This window comes from Bacillota bacterium (assembly GCA_024655925.1).
GTDB lineage: Bacteria > Bacillota > DTU025 > DTU025 > JANLFS01 > JANLFS01.
The window spans coordinates 6,386-25,082 of record JANLFS010000014.1 but is presented as its reverse complement, the minus strand read 5'-3'; the positions used below and the strand labels follow the sequence as shown (position 1 = coordinate 25,082).

The window sequence follows — 18,697 nt, the reverse complement described above, 5'->3', positions numbered from 1 at the left end:
CTCTCCGGCAGAGGTTCGTGACCTCAACATACAGGTGAAGCCAGCAGGCTGGTTGAATAGGAAGGGGCATTAGACCGGCGTCCTACTTGTGGCTGTTCGGCCACTGGACCCACCGAAGAAGCCTGAGAAGGAGATGAACACCGTGAACGTATCCAAGAAGCTCGTGGCTCTGTTGTGTCTGGGGATCATGCTCTGCGCGACCTTGGGGGCAGACGCTGCTGAGAAATCCGTGAAGGTGGGTGTGTTCGGACCGCTTTCTGGGTCCTTGTCTGTGGCCGGAAATAGGCAGAGAGAGGGAGCGCAGTTTGCTGCGGACGAGATCAATGCTGCCGGTGGAGTGCTCGGGTACAAGCTGGAACTGATCTTTGAGGATGACGAGGGCGTGCCGGCCAACACCGTGAACGTGATGAACAAGTTTCTCTACAGAGATAGAGTGGTTGCCACCATGGGCAGCAACAACAGCCCGAGTGTGCTCGCGGTCCTAGACATCATAAAGAGGGCCCAGACCCCGCATATCGTCCCCAGCGGTGTGGCCTACGCCATCACCCACTCGGACAACCCGTGGGTGTTCCGCGTAGTTGCGACGGACGAAGTCTTCACCAGAACTTTGGTGGACCACGGCGTCAAGACCCTGGGATTCACCAGGTTTGCAGTGATCCACGACACCAACGACTACGGGCAGGGCGGCCGTGACTTCGTAGTCAAGTGGCTCAAAGGCCATGGCCTCAACCCCGTTGCGGTGGAGGGCTACAACAGGGAAACCAAAGACTTCACCCCTCAGCTTCTGAACATCAAGAACGCGAACCCTCAGGCCTTGATCATATGGGGCAACTACACCGAGGGTGCCCAGCTCGTCAGGCAGATAAAGGCCATGAACATGCCGTTCGTGACGATGGTCTCCACTGGTGTGACGATCGGCAACTTCTATGAACTCGCTGGGGATTCCGCCAACGGCATAATCGGAATCACCGGCGGGTGGCATCCGGACAGGACTGACCCTGAGGCGCTTCAGTTTATCGAGAAGTACAAGAAAGCCAAGGGGTACGTACCTGACATGAACGTCGCGTGCGCCTATGACGCGGTCCGACTGCTTGCCCGGGCCATGATCGACGCCGGCACCGCGACAGACAAGGCGAAGATACGCGAGGCCCTCTCGCGGGCCACCATGGATGGGATTACAGGCAGGATCGCTATCAATGAGTTTGGCGACGGTGGCACAAGCGCACTTCTGTTCACGGTTCGAAACGGAAAACCTGTGCTTCTTCAGTAGGACTAGGATCAGGGCTAGGGTCCAGACTCAAAGGGCCTACCGTCAGCCTACCTCCGGGCGACCATCGACGGCCATGTGCGCCGGGCCGCCCGGAGGCCATATCCGACTCATTTGTGCAAAGAGAAGGATGATGCACTTTGCAGAGCCGCCTTCTGACCGAAACGGTGAGGTGTGTTGGGTGCCGCCTATGCGAGATGGCGTGTTCTTTGAAGCACGAATCGGAGTTTGCCCCCTGGCTGTCTCGGATAAAGGTAGACCGGACTCCAAGGACCTGCCTTGCAGTCCCCAGTGTGTGCCGGCATTGCGCCGACGCCCCGTGTGTCGCGGCGTGCCCGGTCGATGCCATCAAACAGTCGCCCGCAAGCGACGTAGTGTACATCGATGCCGTTGAGTGCATCGGATGCCAGCAGTGCCTGGACGCCTGCCCCTACCATTGCATCGTGTTCGATTCCTCGAGGGGGGTTGCGCTAAAGTGTGACCTGTGCAATGGGGATCCGGTGTGCGCCCGCGTGTGTCCGAGCGGAGCTGTCGCGTTTGCCGTTAGCGAGGACGGGGAGTGACGTCTGCGGCCTGACTGGCGGGGCGCGAGCCCCGGCAGTATTCCACCCCGAGGGGGTACATGGATGAAAGACACCTACACCGTTCGCGTGCTCAAGATCGACTTGACGACGGAGGACGTGTCCCTGGACGAGATAGGTACTTCGGAGGCCTTGAAGTTCTTCGGAGGCAGGGGGCTCGCGTCTTGCCTTCTCTTCCGGAGCACGACCAAAGAGACCGACCCATTCGGAGAGGAGAACCCGTTGATCTTCGCGCCGGGGGTTCTGGTGGGGACCTGCGTTCCCACCGCCGGCCGTGCGACCGTAGTGTCCAAGAGCCCTGCGACAGGGATGTTCATGAAGTGCAGCATGGGTGGGCACTGGGGAGCCGGACTCCGGCACGCCGGGTACGACGTACTGATTGTGCGGGGCAAGGCGTCCCGGCCCACTCTCCTGACTGTCACGAACACAGGTGTGCAGTTCAGAAACGCGTCCACCTACTGGGGTCTGGACGTGCGTGAGGCAACAAGCAAGATAGAGGCGGACCTGGCCATCCCCGAGGTCGACATCGCCTGCATAGGCCCGGCGGGAGAGAGGTTATCGCGCATCGCGGCCATCTCATGCTCCTACTATCACGTCGCCGCCAGGGGCGGGCTCGGGGCGGTCATGGGATCGAAGAACCTGAAAGCCATCGCGGTTCACGGCCGCGTTCCTGTGAAGGTTGCTGACCCCGAAAGGTTCTGGGCCGTATCCGAGCAGGCCCGGACGAGCGTGGCCAACACGGGACGATGCAAGTTCTACGGTGAGTACGGGACTGCCGGGGTCGTCGTAGGAGCCAACGCCATGGAGGCACTCCCCACACAGAACTTCCGCGCAGGTTCGGTCCCGGACGCCTACGGTATCAGCGGGCAGTGCCTCGCCGAGCAGAACTACCTGGTGAGGCGGGAGTCCTGTATGGCGTGCAGTATAATGTGCAAGCGCTATTCCGCAACCCGCAATGCGTATCCCGGATCAGAAGCCGGAGGCCCCGAGTATGAGACTCTGGCGGCACTCGGGTCCGGGTGCATGCTCATGGACACTGACGCGGTCCTCAAGGCCAATGAGCTGTGCAACATCCTCGGCCTCGACTCCATATCCGCCGGATCCGTCATACAATGGGCTTTCGAGTGCGCGGAAAGGGGGGTGCTCCCTCCGGAGATCGACGACGGGGTTGGAGGGCGCGTCTCGCTCAAATGGGGTGACGCCCACGCGGTTCACACCCTGATAGAAATGATCGCGTACCGGCGCGGCCTCGGGGACGTACTCGCCGAGGGCGTCCGGCGGGCGGCGCAGACAGTGGGGGGAGACTCCTGGAAGTGGGCTGTCGAAGCCAAGGGCCTCGAGCAATCGGGAGTCGAGACACGAATGGCAAAGGCCTATGCGCTCGCTTTCGCCACGAACCCCCGGGGACCGGATCACCTCTACGGGCAACCCATGGCGGAGTTTGGCTTCTCCCCAGAAGGCAGGGCGCTCGTCCGGCGCCTGGCGGGGGATGAGAAGTTCGCAAACCCGATCATCACGGATCACAAGCCCAAACTTGTCGCCTGGCACGAGGAGTGCTTTGCGATGACAGACAGCCTGGGCTTGTGTTCGCGGGCTACCTTGTCCACGTATGCCATTACCCCGGCCATGATGGCGGAGATGCTCTCCGCGGCCCTCGGCGTCGAGATGACTGAAGACGGCATGCACGAAATCGCCCGGAGAGTCATCAACCTGGAAAGGGCTTTCAACATGCGCGAAGGCGCCAGACGCCGGGATGACCGGCTCCCGTGGCGAGTCATGAACGAGGTGCTTCCCAACTCCAAGGGAATCCGCGCGATCAACTCCGAGGAGGAGCTCGGGAAGATGCTGGATGAATACTACGAGCTCCGCGGATGGGATCGGGAGACTGGAGTCCCCAAAGCGTCGACCCTGCGGGACCTTGGCTTGGACGAGGTAGTCACCGACCTGGGTCTCACCGCGACAGACTCATAGCTGAGCCTGAGAAGGAGGGATCCATCCGTGACCATCAGAGTCGTTGGGATATCGGGAAGCCCCCGCCACGCCAACACCGAGATCATGGTGCGCGAGGCGCTTTCGGCGGCCGAGACAGTGCCCGGAGTTGTTACGGAATTCGTGTCCCTGGCGAACAAGAAGATATCTGGGTGCATCAACTGCCGCGGGTGCGTGAAGAAGGGGTTCTGCATCATCCAGGACGACTGGCAGGAGTGTGTAAAGCCTCTGATCGATCCGGTGCCGGATGGTGTAATACTCGGGGCGGCCGTGTACTTCTTCAACCTCAACTCTCAGGCCCGGGCCTACATGGAGAGGTGCACCTCGCTGCTGAAAGGCTTGTTCTTTAAGGAGGCCTCTCAGATGCCGCCGGACTGGAGCAGGACGGCAGGGGCTGGGATCGCGGTGGGATACGATCGGAACGGAGGACAGGAGCACACCATATCCAGCATCATCCACTGGTTCCTGATCAACAACTTCGTGTGTGTCGGCGGGAGCCACGTAGGGTATATAGGCGCGCCGGGCTGGCTTGACGGCGAGAACAACCGTGACTCCGTGCTGCGGGACACAGCCATAGGACTAGAGGCTTGCCGGATCGTGGGCCGGCGCGTGGCCGAGACTGCCCGGCTGCTGAAAGCAGGCCACGCTGCGCTCCAGAGTGCTGAGGGAAACTGCCCAGATCCAGGCGATCCTCAGTGAGAGTGCAGGTGCATGTGGTTGGATGTGGGGGAGGGCCGTTCCGCGCTGAAGTGGAGCTCGAGCCGGGATCGACGGTGAACCATCTCTTGGAGTGGCTTGAGAGAGCGGGGCGAATGCCCAAGGTCTTCGATGCTCCGGACGCCGCATCTCCATCGGATGGATCAGTTCCTCAAGGGCTCCTCGTCATCGTCAACCACGTCAATGCGGCGGTCCTGGACGGTGCCGGGACGCGGCTGGCAGATGGGGACTCCGTGACTGTCATCGCGGCTGTTGCGGGCGGGTAGACCCCGCCCACGGCCGAGACTCCGGGGGTGGTACCTTGCGGTTTGCCGACATGGTTCAAGTGGTCCTGTCAGGCACGGCCATGGGGGGCATATATGCCCTGATGGCCCTGGGTTTCACAATCATCTACAACGCGCTTCGCCTGATCAACTTCGCCCAGGGCGACATGTTCATGCTCGGCGCGACGTTCGGCCTGACCATTTACGTCATGTGGGGGTTGCCGTTCTCCATGGCTTTCGTGCTCGCGGGAGTGGGCGTGGCGGTGGTGGGGATGCTCATTGAGCGCATCGTCTTTCGTCCCCTCCGGGGCTACCCTCCTTTGAACCTGATAATCGCCACAATCGGGGTGTCCATCACCCTCAGGGCTGTTGCTCTGATGGTGTGGGGATCACAAGCACTCCTGTTCCCACCGGTCTTCGGCGACAAACCGGTCGTGGTTGGGGACATTGTGGTGATGCCCCACTACCTGTGGATAGTGGGCATAGCCGTGGTAGTCATCGTGCTGCTCCAAGCTTTCTTCACTTTCACAGTCCCCGGGAAGGCAATGAGGGCCACTGCCCAGAACAGGGAGGCGGCCTCGCTGATGGGGGTGAACGTTTTCCGAATGGACTCCCTGGCTGCAGCAATCAGTGCAGGCCTGGGCGGAATAGGGGGAGTCCTGATCGCCCCGGTGTTTTTCGTCACCACCGAGATGGGCGCGCTTGCGGGGCTCAAGGGCTTCGCCGCGGCTGTGCTTGGCGGGTTCGGCAGTATCCCCGGAGCGATCGCAGGAGGGGTGGTTCTGGGCGTAGCGGAGAGCATGGCAGCCAGCGTGGTGTCAACTTACCGGGATGCGGTCGCATTCCTGATCCTCATCGGTGTTCTCTTGTGGCGGCCCGGTGGGATCATGGGACGCAGGACGTGAGGATGAAGAGTATGGTCATGCAAATGCGCAGCGCACTGTTTCTGGGCCTTCTGTGCCTGTTCCCCGTCGTCTTCCAGAACCTCTATTACATCCACCTCATCAACATGGCGATGATCACCATGATCGTAGCCATGGGCCTGAATGTGCTTGTTGGGTATTGCGGGCAGATTTCCATAGGCCACGCTGCATTCTGGGCTGTCGGGGCCTATGCTTCGGGCCTGGCTACGACGAGGTTCGGCATGCCCTTCATCGTCGGCCTCATCGCGTCCATCCTCACCTGTGCGGCTCTCGGCTACGTCGTGGGGCGGCCCACTCTGCGGCTTCGCGGTGCCTACCTCGCAATCGCGTCGATTGGAGTGGGAGAGATAGTTCAGCTCGTCCTTTTGAACTGGATCCCGGTCACCGGCGGCGCCCTCGGCATGAAGAGCATCCCGTTCCCATCCCTGTTCGGGTTCGAGTTCGACTCCAGCGTGAGGTTGTACTACCTGATACTTGCGGTGACTGCCGGCATATTCGCGATCACCGGCCGGATAGCCAGCTCTCCGCTGGGAAGGGCGTTTAGGGCGGTCAAACAGAACGAGGTAGCGGCGGAGGTCATGGGAGTCGACACTGCCCACCTGAAACTCTTGGCTTTTGTCATCAGCACTGCATATGCAGGGGTGGCGGGAAGCCTCTACGCGCACATGCAAGGGTATCTCTCGCCCTACGGGTTCGGGTTCCGGGAGTCCGTGAGCATACTCTGCATGGTGCTGGCCGGTGGGATGGGGCACCAGGCGGGTCCGATCGTGGGAGTGCTGTTGCTCATGTATGCCCGGGAGGCGTTCAGGCCTTTCCAGGATTATCAGCTGGTGGTGTATGGCCTCCTCCTGATCGGAGTCATAGTGTTCATGCCCAAAGGAGTCGTGGGATCCATTCCAGATGTTGTGTCGCACGTCCGCCGCTGGCTCGGGCGGCGAGAGTCACGGGCTGGGCCGGGGGCGATGTCATCGTGAGTGAAGGTTCGTAACTGGCTGGTGGGGGAGATTTGTGCATGACAGCCATTCTCGAGGTGGAGGGAATCAAGAAGTCGTTCGGTGGCCTAGTGGCCCTGAACGATCTCTCCTTCGCGGTGGAGCGGGGATCGATCCACGCGGTTATCGGGCCCAACGGGTCCGGGAAGACAACACTCTTCAACGTCATCACCGGCATTCTCAAGCCCGACAAAGGAAGGATCCAGTTCCAGGGGGCCGCCATACATGGCCTCCCGCCTCACACCATCGCGCACAGGGGAGTCGGCCGTACGTTTCAGACTATCCTGTTGTTCGGGGAGATGACACTCACCGAGAACGTTGTTGTCGGCCTGCAGTGCAGAAACGCCTACTCTCTGCCACGTATTCTTGCCGGGGTGGACCGGAGAGCCGACGCGAATATGGCTCTGGACGCCCGAGAACTCCTGGCATTCGTGGGACTCGAGGGTGACGGCGACCGGGTCTCCTCAAACCTCGCCTACGGAGAGCAACGCCGCCTGGAGATAGCCCGGGCGCTGGCCACAGCCCCGAGCCTGATCCTTCTGGATGAGCCGGCCGCCGGGATGAACCCCCACGAGACGGTGGCATTGATGGAGATGATTCGGCGGATCCGTGACGAGCGAGACATCACAGTGATTATCATCGAGCACGACATGAGACTCGTGACGAACCTGGCAGAATGCATTACCGTTCTCGATCACGGCACCAAGATCGCCGAAGGGCCGCCACGGCAAGTCATGAGTGATCCGAAGGTGATCGAAGCATATCTTGGGTCCGCGGAGAGGTAGGTAGAGCTGAATGTCGTTGCGGCACGTGATGGATGTAATAGACCTGCTGGATGGCTGGGTCACAGGTGAGGATGTAAGGAGGGTCCTGGCTGATCGGGGGCTCGACGCACGGGTCACGACTGTCGGAACTGACCTGGGGAGTACGGACTTCATCAACGTGACAGTTCCTGGCCGACGCGGGAAGGCTTCCGGCGGTGACGCCCCGACCATCGGCATCATCGGAAGGCTGGGAGGGCTGGGAGCCAGGCCGCACAAGATAGGGTTGGTGTCCGATGCAGACGGTGGTGTCGCCGCTGTGTCAGTCGCGGCTAAGCTCGCCGACATGCACAGGCGGGATGATGTCCTGGAAGGGGACGTCATGATAGCGACTCACGTGTGCCCAAACGCCCCCATAATCCCACATGAGCCCGTGCCCTTCATGGGGTCCCCGGTGGACATGGACACCCTCAACCGCATGGAAGTGGACCCGGCCATGGACGCCATAATCTCCATTGATACAACCAGGGGAAACAGGATCTTCAACAGGCGCGGGATTGCCGTGACGCCTGTTGTGAAGTGCGGATACATCCTGCCTATTCCCAGCGAGATCCTGGATGTCTACCAGAACGTAACCGGGGAACTGCCCGGGGTCCTTCCTCTGACGACCTACGACATCATGCCGTACGACAACGGCTTGCCACACATAAACAGCATAGTCCAGCCGTCGACGGTCACATCAGCCCCGGTCATGGGGCTCGCGATCGTGGCAGGTGCTCCAGTGCCCGGCTGCGCCACCGGGGCGACTCAGGCTGTAGACATAGACCTCGCTGTGAGGTTCTCCATAGAGGTGGCCAAGGTCTTCACCAGCGGGGGATGCACCATGGTGGATGATGCCGCATACGACCTCGCCGTGAAGACCTATGGGAGTCTCGTCAGGCTTCAGGACCCATGCCGGACAGGCCGGAGGTGAGGCATCCATGTTGAAGGTAGATGGAGTCCGGTGCCGGTACGGGAACATCGAAGTCCTAAAGGGCGTGAGTTTCAGCGTGGAGGACGGGGAGACGGTCGCCCTGATTGGCGCGAATGGTGCTGGCAAGACCACTACCCTCCGGGCAATATCGGGACTGTCCAAAGTGTGCGCCGGCCGGATAGAGTACATGGGCCGCAACATCGCTAACATGCCACCTTACGACATAGTGGTCCTTGGGGTGGTGCAGGTTCCCGAAGGTCGGCAGGTCTTCCCGGAGCTCTCAGTGGAGGACAACCTGACCCTCGGTGCTTACCGTGTGCGGGACCACGCCAAGCGCCGCCAGACCTTGGAGCGGGTGTACCATATGTTCCCCAGACTCCTGGAACGGAGAAAGCAGATGGCAGGGACGCTCTCTGGAGGGGAACAGCAAATGCTGGCCTTCGGCAGAGCCTTGATGTCCCAGCCGAAGTTGCTTTTGCTTGACGAGCCTTCGATGGGATTGGCTCCGGTCCTGGTGAAGGAGGTCTTTCAGGTAATCAGGGAGATCAGGGAGTCCGGCACCACCATCCTCTTGGTGGAACAGAACGCCCACATGGCCCTTCAGGTCGCGGACAGAGCTTACGTCCTGCAGACCGGGTGTGTGGTCCTGTCCGGCTCAGGCAGGGATATAGCTCAGAACGCTGAGGTCAGAGCGGCTTATCTCGCGGAATGCTGATGCTAGAGGTGAGTTGCCTGTGGACAAGGTGGCCATGGCAGAGACAGAATGAGACGCCAGAAGCAGGACACCCTCAAGAACATAGAACGCCACCCCTTCCTGGTGGTGAGCCTGCCCGGCATCGATCTTGCCCAGAAGGTCGTTCTCTGCTCCTACGACCCGCCTCCTTTCCGCCGACTGGTCAATGACGCATTTCGTGGGCTATACTCCCAGGGAGAAGACGTAGGGACAGTCTGCAGCCGCAGTCCCCACGTGCCACATGCCCGGTACATCGGGGACCTAACCGGGACGTGGAAGGAGATGGGCATTCAGTACGGCGAGCGCGCCGGTGATCTCGTCCGTCTGGTGTTCGAAGGGTACTACGACCAGATCTTCGCGAGCATCAAGGATGCCGACTAGATCGTGACTGACGCCAGGCTGTTTGGGAAGTGCCTCTCTCAGCTTGTTCCGGAGGCCGTCGAGTTCATGCAGGGCATTGCGGAGGGCGCCTCCTCAGAATTGGCCAAATCAACTTACGCTCACATCGGCAATGACTACGACAAGGTTCTGATCATCAACCACTATTTCGCCCTCAGGCGCGTGTATGGCAACCAGTACATGTGGCCTGGCACAGTCGCGGTAGTAGAAGGCTCTCTCGATCTGGCAGAATCGTTTGCTGAAGACACGATGCCAGCTTGCAGTGGTGTGGTTGTCATCGGCAAGCTGGACGGGCCTACCAAGGACAGAACCACGATACATGGCGGCACCCGCGACCAGGTATTCTTCCCACAACTCTACGAGGTCACCTGCACGACCACTCCCTCTGATCCCAATGCCCATAGAATCTGGACGATTGCGTCTGCCGGAGAGATAGGCGGGCAGATGGTCGGCAACGACAAAGGCCTGATCGTTACGGGGTACGCCGGTGGTAACGCCAAACAGCTTTGGTCATACGGGCTTGAGTGGAACATCGGCGACTGGTATGCCGCGTGCTTTGCCGAGACAGCTGAGGAGGCGGCCAATATCCTGACCCATGGTCGCCCCGGCTTCATCGAAGCGACCGGATCGAAGATGGTTCAGCCTGCTTGGGGTATCAACTAGCTGATCTCCGACCTCAAGGACGCTAGGTGTGTGGAGATCGTTCCCGGCAGGTGCGCGGTCCGTCAGATCGGGGATTTCGGCGAGGAGAACTTCCTGGTATGTACCAACCACTGTGTGGCCACCTGGAGCTATGATGAAAACCATCAAAGGACCGAGGTGCCCATGGTGGAGTTCGGGCCGGAGGTAGGCGCCTACAGCGGCCTGTCGGTAAGCGGGACGAGGCACTGGACTCACTTCTGGAATGTGAAGTACAACTATGGCAAGATCGATCGAAACATGGTGATCGACTGGTACCGTGGCCACTACTACATCGACAAGCCTGGTGTACGCGTGGACTACATCTGGGATAAGGACAACGGCTGGGTACCCTCTCACCTCAAATCGACTTCAGTCTGTTGCCATCAGAGCGCCTATCCCGACACCATGAAGGGTGCCACCGTGGATGCAAGAGTCGGCGTGGCTCAGGATCTCGCGTTCTATTTCACGAAAGGCCGCGGCCACGACTGGGTGGGGCCTTGGGATGTCCTGACGCTCAAGTACAGATAGGCTGGACGCATACGGCTTTCGGGGCGGCGCCTGGTAGATCCGGGCGCCGCCCCGGCTTATCATCACACATCATCTACAAGGAAGCACTCCCAGATGAACACGAGGAAACCTCTGGCCGCCGCGGCGGTTTTGGCGACACTTCTGGCAGCCATGGCATTGGGAGCCATGTCCGCGCCAACCCCTATACCCAAGTTCAGCAAGCCGATTCTGGTCACTTGCACCGGGCAGACGCCGGGTTCGCTCACCCTGATAGGGTTCATGGACGCTCTGGGCATACAAGCAACTCACGACAATATGATCCTCCCGTCGAAGATGGGCGGGTACAAGACCATGGCCGTGGTGATGGGGGCGAGCCTGAAAGGGCTCGGGGCGGCCGGAATAGATCAGGATGAAGAGCTCGAGCGGGACCAGATGATCTTCAAGAAGGCCAAGGACGGATTGTTCACCAGGCTTTCGCCGCAACACAAGATCCCGATGGTCATCTTCAAGGACTTCAACGAACTGATGCAGATCCTAACGGCAATGTTCCTTTACTGGAACTGCCCGAAGGGGAGGATTGACTTGCCGAGCCACGTGTTGCTAGCGACCATCGTCGTAGTTGCGGCCTTCGCATGCGGCATGGTCTTCTTCCGACGTGCCCCGCTTGGCTTGATCTTGATCGCCTCGTCCACGCTGGCGGCGGCCGCGCCGGGTTTCGGTCTGCCACTGAGGCATGTCGTGGAGGGGATGTTCACCCACCTCAACATCATCCTCATCTGTGCCACGGGCGTGGTCTTCCTCAAGTCGCTTGAGGCGTCAGGGGCTGCTGCGGCGATGACGAGATCGCTTGTGTTAGGGCTTTACCGTGTCCCGGCGCTCATGCTCACGGTGATCATGCCTTTTCTCCTGATCCCCCGCGCGCTCACAGGGGTAGCGGTCAACTCGGTGCTGAGCGTGGGGGTGCTCGTCGCCCCGATCATGCTCGGGATAGGAATTCCTCCGGTCGCCACGTCTGTGGTAATCGGGATGGGAGCCATTCTGAGCATGCTGGTCCCGCCGACGAACCTTTTTGCCATGTCCATCGCGGCGGGCGTTAATGCCCCTTTTGAGGGATTCACCGTGCCCACACTCATACTGTCTGTTCTTCTGGCTGTGATTACTGGACCCGTCGTTGGATTGCCGCACGTCAAGAAGGTGAGCCTGGATCAACTCATGGCCGTGCTGCCCGACGATCGAGGAACGGGCCGTTCCGTCCGCGCTTGGCTTCCCCTTCTGGCGGTCGTTGGCATAATGGCTGCCATTCGAGCTTTTCCCAAGGCCATCCCGGATATCGGGACTCCCTTTGTCTTCGCCATCGGGACGGGTGTGGCCGTGCTGACGGGGAAGCGGTTCAACCTTGCTGACACGGCGCGGAAGGCACTAAGCTGCCCCATGCTTGGGGTCTTGGAGCTACTCGTTGGAGTGGGGACGTTTGTGCAGATCACAGCGCTCACGGGAATCAGGGGGCTGCTTGTGGTGGGTTCTTTAAGCTTACCCAAGTTGCTGGCGTACCTTGCAGCTGCGGTGAGCCTGATCTTGTCGGGCGGTGTCTTGTCTCCTTTCGGGGCGGCATCAGTATTCGGTGTCCCGTTCGCCCTGTTCTTCCTGGACCGCAACCAGATCATTGGCATCACCGGGCTCGCGCTCCTCTGCGCCCTGTCGCAGTTCACCCTGCCCACAGCGATCGCGGGCAGGTTCGCGGCAGAGGTCGCGGGAGTGGAGGCGTACGGACGGGTCTGGCGGGCTTCTCTCATTCCCACCGCGGCCATCGCGGTAGTGGCGCTCGCTGTGATCGCCTGGGCAGATAAGAGCGCCAGGATCCTGCTGTAAGGAGGGATCCAGATGACGCAGGGTGTGTTGAACGCCGTCTACCGGTGTATCTTGCTTGGCCTTCTAGCTGTGCTCGCGTGGAACACCCTCTCGCTTCAGGATTGCCGCAGACAGGTGATGAGCGCCAAAGTGATGATCCCTCTTCTGTTGCGGTTCCTGAACATCAAGTAGGTGGTGGTACACTTGCCAGAATCCAAACAGGCCTGCGGGACCAGGCCGGAGGTCTTCGGGGCCGGCTGCTGGCCGTGGTTTGCATCATCGTGTTGACGGTGAGCGGTTCGTTCAAGGCGATGTGGGAGCCGGATCTGATCATTCCGGGGCCTGGTGTTACGAGGCAGATCACGCTCTCCGAGTACTTCCCGGCTCTTGCAGGCACCCCCGGCGACACCGAAGTCTATGTCCTGGAAGGGGCCGGACCCGGGGGAACCGTGTTAGTACTAGGGGGCGTCCACTACAACGAACCAGGGGCGTCGGTTGCGGCGGCGGTTCTGGTCGAATCCGCTACGATGGACAAGGGCCGGCTCTTCGTGATCCCGTTCACCTGCAAGAGTGGGTTTACTCACTCTGATCCGGGAGAGGGGAACCCACAACGGTTCTCCATCGAGACTCCAGGAGAACTCAGAACCTTCAAGTATGGAGCCCGGGCGGTCAATCCCGTCCATTCGTGGCCTGATTCAGAGGTGTATGTCCACTATCCATCCGGGCAGAGGCTGTCGGGGGAGGAGACGCAGAACGTCAACAGGGCGTTTCCTGGGAGGCCCGACGGCGGACTCGCGGAGAGGATAGCCTATGGCGTCACGAAACTGATCGAGGCGGAGGGCGTGGATCTCACGGTCGATCTCCATGAGGCTATGCCTGAGTATCCCAACATCAATGTGATTGTCGCGCACCAGAGGGCCTTGCCGCTCGCAGCGACTGCCCAGACGAGAATGATGTTGAATAGTATCCAGATCGCGCTGAGCCCATCCCCTGTGAACTTCCACGGATTGAGCCACCGTGAACTCGGGGACCACACCGAGACTTTGGCGGTTCTGATGGAGGCGCCGAATCTTACCTTCGGGAGGCTCCGGTCGGAGACTTCTGAGAGGATAATGGTCGAGGGCACCGACCCGTTCTACGAATGGGGCGCGAAGCTGGGGAGGCTGTTCGTGCCCTTTGACGAGAAGGGATGGCCTCTCGAGGTAAGGGTGGCAAGGCACGTCACGGGAGTCCACCAGCTTGCGAACGCGCTTACGATGCGCAAGCCCGGCCGGGCCGTGACGATCAATGTGCCACCTTACGCTGAGATAGTCGCGAAGGGAGTAGGGGCTTTCTTGAACCCGCCTCGGTAGTGTGTCAGTCGAGATCCGGTAGGTTTGGTGGCCTCGGCTTCCTTCGCCGGGCGTCGCTTCCCTCGTAGCGGCTATGTCGAGAACCGGGAGATCGAAGACGAACTCCTAGCTGTTAAGCAGGCAGACAAATGGAGAGGGAGCCTTGCGGCTCCCTCATTGAAGGTTTGATGGTAGGATGGCAACCCTACATCTCGCAAAAACCGTGGCAGATGCCTGTTCTGCCCTCACCTAGCCCTCGCTCCACACAATACAGCCGTCTGGACCGAATGATACCCGAGCGTTCCGCGTCGATCAAGGCCTTCCTTGCGGGAATGCCATATGTCTGTGGTATCGTCACCCCACAACGCGACTCAGATAATGTCACCCATGGGGAGGGAGAACCATTATCCTGACCAAGAAGGCTTGAGCAAGAGCGTACGCAATGTACATGCGCGTGAAAGGCAGATCACCGTCACGCAAGCCGCCGCGATTGCCAGTGCCGCCCAAGGCGAAGTCAACGTCTGACCGGAGCGGGCGGCGGCCGAACGGGAGCCACCAATGGGCTCACAGGCCAACGCCCGCCCATGCTGGTGTGGGCCGAAGGCAACCCCCCGGACGGGCCAGCCTCCAACACCCGGTGTGCCGATCGATATCCGTTCCGTTGCACCAGTCCCACTTAATGGTTGATGGCCTCTTGATCCATGGTAACACATGGATGTCACCGACCTACAGTGAAGGGAGGCCACCCCATGCCTAATGCTACCTCGCTCCTATCCCGCTGCCCGTTCCCCTTCGGGCCTGGTCCCGGCCTGTCCGACGTCCATCTCTGCTCCATCCCCTTTCCCCGCCAAGGCCCTGATCTTGTCCCCACGCTGTTCTGCGAAGACCGCGTTGAGGTGAGCCTTTCCGACGTTAGCGACCTCGCAAAGCCCGAAGGTCAAGTCTGTCCCAGGTGCGAAAGCAAGGAGACCGTCCGGTATGGAAAGCCCCGGGGGATACAAAAGTACAAATGTAAGCGATGCCGGACTTACTTCACGGACCTCACCGGCACGGTGTTGCACCGAATCAGGCTGCGGGCGAAATGGTCAGAATACCTCTTCCTCAGCCCCCGCTCACAGAGGGTCTACATCCTCTTCGCCCTCGACCGGTTCGGGAACGTGACAGCTGAACTCGCACCGGGCGAATCCCGGGTCGGGGTCGACGAGCTCATGCGGGACCGGCTCGCAGCCGTGGCTCGGGTGTGCGTGAAGCGCGGAATCGGGTACCGGCCCGGTTCCGGAAAGCGGAGCCTGGGGCTGAGGTGGACAACGTGTTCGCGGGCCGGGGCTTAACGCGGAGATGTGGCGAGCGCAGAACCAATGCACCACCAAGGGAACGCAAGACGCGTTGCGGTCCAGTGCGGCCCCTGGTTGATGAGGTTTCTCGGGGTGGCGACGAAGTACCTTCTCCGATGCGCGGCGTGATTCTGGCAGGTATCGTCCACCGCCGGGTTTGCGACGCCCCTAGCTGCAAGGAGGCTGCTTCTGGCCACCTTGAGCTGCGCGGGGTCCAGAGAAACGCGGGACTCGTGCGAGTCTGGAGACGTAAATGGCGTCTAGCAGGATAAAGCCTGGAATGGGCCCCAGAGCTCGTCAACCGCGAACTGGGACACATGCTATTAACAGGCTACCCGTATAGGGACCTCCCTGGCGGCCCTGGCCCGCGCGCCTGCGCACGATTCCTAGACTGCCAGCGGGGCGGGAGCGGTCACGAGGGTGAGGTTCTCCTAAACGGATCAACCCCAGAAGAGTGACATAATCACAGTTGGTTGACGGGCTTCCGTCTCGGGAAGGGAACTAGAGTGCCATGCCGCCATGCCGCGGACATGAAGGGACGGCTCGCCGCGTTTGGCAAGATTCCGGCCATGCCTTTGACATGCCGCAGCTCCTTCGGCTGGCGGGCTTCGGCGCCGACATCTGCACGGATCCTTCGCCAGACCGTTCGTCTGGTACTGCATGCCAGACTCAGAACCTTTGCGGAGCACGGCGCGCTGCTCCTGTTGCGTCATCGAGGCTCACTGTGGTCGTTCGTATAGTACAGCACCGTCGCGTGCTATGTTAGCGGCGAAGGCAGGCCGCGACAGGTGGTTCGCGTCAACGACGTCGATCTTGTAGATGATGGGCAAGTCGTCGATGTCCATCCTGAGCCGGTTCAGCTCCCGGAGTCCATTCCGTCGTGGTATATCGCTAGATCTATGTCGGATCGGTCTGAGAAATCCCCGCGCCCCCGCGATCCGAACACCTCGGCCTTGCGCACAGATGGATAGCGCGCCAACACCACGCAAAGAGCATCCAATTCCCTTGGCTTGAGTCCGAACCTCATGTGGCGCATTCCTCCCTCAGCTTATCGAGCAGCGCGGACAAGCTTTTCCAATGCTTGACGCGGATCTTGTCATAGACCAGTCTTGCCGTGGCCTAGTCATACGTGTGAGATGTCAGGTTCCTGTCTACCATCATATCCAACCAAGCGTCTCCATCCTCAATCAGACCAACCCGATAACTCTCACGGATTATCTCGCGAGGGGTCCTAGGATTCAAAGCCCCTCCATATTCTAGGTAGGCCTTGCTGGCATTCCACCCAAGTTCATACGTGAACTCAAACCGCCGAATGCATCCGTCAACTATGATGGAGGAATCCGAGTCCATAGCCAATCCCTCTGCTAGACGAGACAGCGCTCTGGCGAAATCCTCAAGTCTTTCCATGAAGCGCTGATTCTCGCTGATCCCGACCACATGATCGCCTCCTCCGCCACATTGATCCGGCCAGCCGCGAGCAGAACGCGAGATGAATACGTCTGCCGATATCATCTATTCGCAGCGCTCGCGTCATTCCCTCCGACCACTCATCTCATCTCTAGATCTGGCGCGGCTGCTCCAGCCCTCTAGCAAGCACTTCGCGCTCAGCCGTAAGGAGGTGGGCAGATATATCCAGTTATTGCCGATGAGATGGGCTTGCGCGGCCTTCGGCAGGGTAGTATAATATCGGTACACTAAAGCGTACGAAGTGGGGCAATAGCTCAGCTGGCAGAGCACCTGCGTCACATGTAGGGGGTCACAGGTTCAAGCCCTGTTTGCCCCACCACTTTTCGGGCCGGAATGGCATTGTTCCGGCTCTTTTGTTTATGTGGGCATGGCCTGCGTGGGTCTGACGGCGCTCGGCCCGGGAGAGCGCAGATCGATGCCGTGCGGGTGCAGAAGCGCCACGTGCAACGGCGCTCGGCCCGAGTGGGGACAGAACTCAGAGATCGATCGGTTACGAGGTGGCCACTGATGAGCGAAAGATACTTCAAGGTGGACAAGCAGGTATTTCAGGTGTTGCCCGAGGCTGTGTTCGGGGTGGTTGTGGCCACCGGGATCGACAACCGGACTGAGCGGGAAGAAATCAGGACGATGCTCGACCACGCGGTGGCTTCGGCGCGGGAGCGGTACGAAGGCAGATCAGTGCGGGAGTCTACGGAGGTGCGCCCCTATAGGCAGGCCTTTGAAACCCTTGGGATCAACCCCAACAAGTTTCAGAGTTCCATCGAAGCGATGCTCACAAGGATCGCCAAGGGTGGGACTCTTCCTCACATCAACCCCATTGTGGACCTCGTAAACGCCATATCCCTGACTCATGCCGTCCCCATGGGATCCCACGATATCGACACCCTCGGTGCAGACATGGAGGTAAGGTTCTCTCGGGAGGGGGACCGGTTCACGCCTTTTGGGTCCGACGAGGCTGAGGCCGTGCCCGCGGGAGAGATCGTGTACGTCTCGGGGGGCGAAGTCCGCACCCGCCGGTGGATCTGGAGGCAGAGCAACCACGGTAAGACCACGGCGGAGACGACTAACCTCTTCTTCCCCGTGGACGGATTCTCCGGAGAGGGCGGCAACTTGGACCGCGTCATCGCCGCCAGAGACGCGCTGGCCGCGGCGGTGCGGGATCTCCTCGGCACCGGCGTGACGATCCATCTCGTCGATCGGGAGCATCCCGAGGCGCGAATCCTCTGATGTTTGTCCCAGGCCTACCACTACTTGACCATCCTTCCACTCTGGCCTAGAATGTCATCAGATGACCGATGTACTCATCATACATCTAATAGGTGATCTTGCATGAGCCGAGTCAAGAAGCGCGCCTCTGAGCAGGTGGCAGATGGAATCGTACGCCTCATCGAGCAGAACAACATGGGCCCTGGCGCAATGCTCCCGTCCATCGACAAGTTGGCGGAGACATTCGAAGTGGCTCGGGGGACTGTCCGAGAGGCTCTGCAGAACCTGGCGTCCGCAGGTCTAGTCGATGTACAGCATGGCCGCGGCATCAGTGTCACGAGGCCGAGGCTTTCGGATGTGTTCAGATCCGTTCCATGGCGCGCGCTGGCAGACGGTATGGGTGTCTCAGAGTTGCTCGAAGCCAGGCTGGCCGTTGAAACCATGACCGCGCGGCTGGCGGCCCAGAGGGCAACTGCCGAGCAGGTTGATGAGTTGAACGCGCTGATTTCGAAGATGAAGTCCGCGTCGGGTGCAGGAGATCATGAAGCACTGATCAGTGCGGATACTGACTTCCACAACCTTGTTGCCAAAGCTTCCGGCAACAGGCCTCTCGCCGATTTCGTGTCAATCCTGCGGGAGCTCCTCTTGTTCACCATCGAACGAAACCGCCTGATAGAGCTGTCCAGCATAACGATCCGGTTTCATGAAGAGATAGTCAGGGCGAT

At 60.3% G+C, this 18,697-nt stretch carries 21 protein-coding genes and 1 tRNA gene; 20 read left to right on the top strand and 2 right to left on the bottom strand.

The annotated features are described in order from the left end of the window. Positions 1-142: 142 nt before the first annotated feature. The 17 genes from NUW23_03620 to NUW23_03540 all read left to right on the top strand — a co-directional run bounded on the left by NUW23_03620 (position 143) and on the right by NUW23_03540 (position 15,296). A complete protein-coding gene (locus NUW23_03620) occupies positions 143-1,270 on the top strand; it encodes an ABC transporter substrate-binding protein (protein ID MCR4425268.1) in 1,128 nt (375 codons plus the stop codon). Positions 1,271-1,407: 137 nt separating this feature from the next. Next, complete coding sequence (locus NUW23_03615; GenBank protein MCR4425267.1) at positions 1,408-1,830, top strand: 4Fe-4S dicluster domain-containing protein; 423 nt, start codon at positions 1,408-1,410, stop codon at positions 1,828-1,830. 63 nt (positions 1,831-1,893) lie between these two features. Further along, complete coding sequence (locus NUW23_03610; GenBank protein MCR4425266.1) at positions 1,894-3,819, top strand: aldehyde ferredoxin oxidoreductase family protein; 1,926 nt, start codon at positions 1,894-1,896, stop codon at positions 3,817-3,819. Between the two features lie 27 nt (positions 3,820-3,846). Further along, entirely contained in the window at positions 3,847-4,536 is a 690-nt protein-coding gene (locus NUW23_03605; protein MCR4425265.1) for a flavodoxin family protein, read from the top strand. Continuing rightward, positions 4,533-4,820 carry a MoaD/ThiS family protein gene (locus tag NUW23_03600; GenBank protein MCR4425264.1) on the top strand — a complete coding sequence of 96 codons (288 nt, stop codon included), beginning with the start codon at positions 4,533-4,535 and terminating at the stop codon, positions 4,818-4,820. Before NUW23_03605 ends, NUW23_03600 begins: the two co-directional genes overlap by 4 nt. Before the next feature lie 35 nt (positions 4,821-4,855). After that, the gene (locus tag NUW23_03595; protein MCR4425263.1) at positions 4,856-5,722 is read left to right on the top strand and encodes a branched-chain amino acid ABC transporter permease; all 867 of its coding nucleotides are present in this window, start codon (positions 4,856-4,858) and stop codon (positions 5,720-5,722) included. 11 nt (positions 5,723-5,733) lie between these two features. Next, entirely contained in the window at positions 5,734-6,714 is a 981-nt protein-coding gene (locus NUW23_03590; GenBank protein ID MCR4425262.1) for a branched-chain amino acid ABC transporter permease, read from the top strand. A gap of 38 nt (positions 6,715-6,752) precedes the next feature. Continuing rightward, positions 6,753-7,517 carry an ABC transporter ATP-binding protein gene (locus tag NUW23_03585; GenBank protein ID MCR4425261.1) on the top strand — a complete coding sequence of 255 codons (765 nt, stop codon included), beginning with the start codon at positions 6,753-6,755 and terminating at the stop codon, positions 7,515-7,517. A 10-nt stretch (positions 7,518-7,527) separates the two neighbouring features. Next, positions 7,528-8,466, top strand: a complete 939-nt coding sequence (locus NUW23_03580; GenBank protein MCR4425260.1) for a DUF1177 domain-containing protein — start codon at positions 7,528-7,530, stop codon at positions 8,464-8,466. A gap of 7 nt (positions 8,467-8,473) precedes the next feature. Beyond that, positions 8,474-9,181, top strand: coding sequence for an ABC transporter ATP-binding protein (locus NUW23_03575; GenBank protein MCR4425259.1), 708 nt, complete (start codon positions 8,474-8,476; stop codon positions 9,179-9,181). Between the two features lie 48 nt (positions 9,182-9,229). Beyond that, on the top strand, positions 9,230-9,580 hold the full coding sequence (locus tag NUW23_03570; protein MCR4425258.1) for a hypothetical protein: 351 nt from the start codon (positions 9,230-9,232) through the stop codon (positions 9,578-9,580). 3 nt (positions 9,581-9,583) lie between these two features. Next, a complete protein-coding gene (locus tag NUW23_03565) occupies positions 9,584-10,261 on the top strand; it encodes a hypothetical protein (protein ID MCR4425257.1) in 678 nt (225 codons plus the stop codon). A gap of 30 nt (positions 10,262-10,291) precedes the next feature. Beyond that, a complete protein-coding gene (locus NUW23_03560) occupies positions 10,292-10,807 on the top strand; it encodes a hypothetical protein (GenBank protein ID MCR4425256.1) in 516 nt (171 codons plus the stop codon). A 93-nt stretch (positions 10,808-10,900) separates the two neighbouring features. Further along, positions 10,901-12,655: a DUF6305 family protein gene (locus NUW23_03555; protein MCR4425255.1), complete on the top strand. Its 1,755-nt coding sequence runs from the start codon at positions 10,901-10,903 to the stop codon at positions 12,653-12,655. Between the two features lie 12 nt (positions 12,656-12,667). Continuing rightward, positions 12,668-12,826 carry a hypothetical protein gene (locus NUW23_03550; GenBank protein MCR4425254.1) on the top strand — a complete coding sequence of 53 codons (159 nt, stop codon included), beginning with the start codon at positions 12,668-12,670 and terminating at the stop codon, positions 12,824-12,826. Between the two features lie 74 nt (positions 12,827-12,900). Then, positions 12,901-13,986 (top strand): succinylglutamate desuccinylase/aspartoacylase family protein, encoded by a 1,086-nt coding sequence (locus tag NUW23_03545; protein MCR4425253.1) that lies wholly within the window; start codon positions 12,901-12,903, stop codon positions 13,984-13,986. A 728-nt stretch (positions 13,987-14,714) separates the two neighbouring features. Beyond that, positions 14,715-15,296: a hypothetical protein gene (locus NUW23_03540; protein MCR4425252.1), complete on the top strand. Its 582-nt coding sequence runs from the start codon at positions 14,715-14,717 to the stop codon at positions 15,294-15,296. Between the two features lie 859 nt (positions 15,297-16,155). Here the strand turns inward: NUW23_03540 and NUW23_03535 are convergent. Then, entirely contained in the window at positions 16,156-16,326 is a 171-nt protein-coding gene (locus NUW23_03535; protein MCR4425251.1) for a nucleotidyltransferase domain-containing protein, read from the bottom strand. 92 nt (positions 16,327-16,418) lie between these two features. Then, positions 16,419-16,736: a nucleotidyltransferase substrate binding protein gene (locus tag NUW23_03530; GenBank protein MCR4425250.1), complete on the bottom strand. Its 318-nt coding sequence runs from the start codon at positions 16,734-16,736 to the stop codon at positions 16,419-16,421. A gap of 273 nt (positions 16,737-17,009) precedes the next feature. Between NUW23_03530 and NUW23_03525 the strand changes: the two genes are divergently transcribed. The 3 genes from NUW23_03525 to NUW23_03515 form a co-directional block, all read left to right on the top strand. Next, positions 17,010-17,085: transfer RNA gene (locus tag NUW23_03525), tRNA-Val, on the top strand. A gap of 188 nt (positions 17,086-17,273) precedes the next feature. Further along, on the top strand, positions 17,274-17,993 hold the full coding sequence (locus tag NUW23_03520; protein ID MCR4425249.1) for a phenylalanine--tRNA ligase beta subunit-related protein: 720 nt from the start codon (positions 17,274-17,276) through the stop codon (positions 17,991-17,993). 102 nt (positions 17,994-18,095) lie between these two features. Next, positions 18,096-18,697: FCD domain-containing protein (locus NUW23_03515; protein MCR4425248.1), on the top strand; the 602-nt coding region annotated here is incomplete at its 3' end.

Coding starts and splice junctions, on each gene's coding strand:
- NUW23_03520 (MCR4425249.1), top strand. CDS start 17,274: ATGAGCGAAAGATACTTCAAGGTGGACAAGCAGGTATTTCAGGTGTTG.
- NUW23_03550 (MCR4425254.1), top strand. CDS start 12,668: ATGACGCAGGGTGTGTTGAACGCCGTCTACCGGTGTATCTTGCTTGGC.
- NUW23_03570 (MCR4425258.1), top strand. CDS start 9,230: ATGAGACGCCAGAAGCAGGACACCCTCAAGAACATAGAACGCCACCCC.
- NUW23_03610 (MCR4425266.1), top strand. CDS start 1,894: ATGAAAGACACCTACACCGTTCGCGTGCTCAAGATCGACTTGACGACG.
- NUW23_03590 (MCR4425262.1), top strand. CDS start 5,734: ATGGTCATGCAAATGCGCAGCGCACTGTTTCTGGGCCTTCTGTGCCTG.
- NUW23_03580 (MCR4425260.1), top strand. CDS start 7,528: ATGTCGTTGCGGCACGTGATGGATGTAATAGACCTGCTGGATGGCTGG.
- NUW23_03585 (MCR4425261.1), top strand. CDS start 6,753: ATGACAGCCATTCTCGAGGTGGAGGGAATCAAGAAGTCGTTCGGTGGC.
- NUW23_03575 (MCR4425259.1), top strand. CDS start 8,474: ATGTTGAAGGTAGATGGAGTCCGGTGCCGGTACGGGAACATCGAAGTC.
- NUW23_03535 (MCR4425251.1), bottom strand. CDS start 16,326: ATGAGGTTCGGACTCAAGCCAAGGGAATTGGATGCTCTTTGCGTGGTG.
- NUW23_03540 (MCR4425252.1), top strand. CDS start 14,715: ATGCCTAATGCTACCTCGCTCCTATCCCGCTGCCCGTTCCCCTTCGGG.
- NUW23_03555 (MCR4425255.1), top strand. CDS start 10,901: ATGAACACGAGGAAACCTCTGGCCGCCGCGGCGGTTTTGGCGACACTT.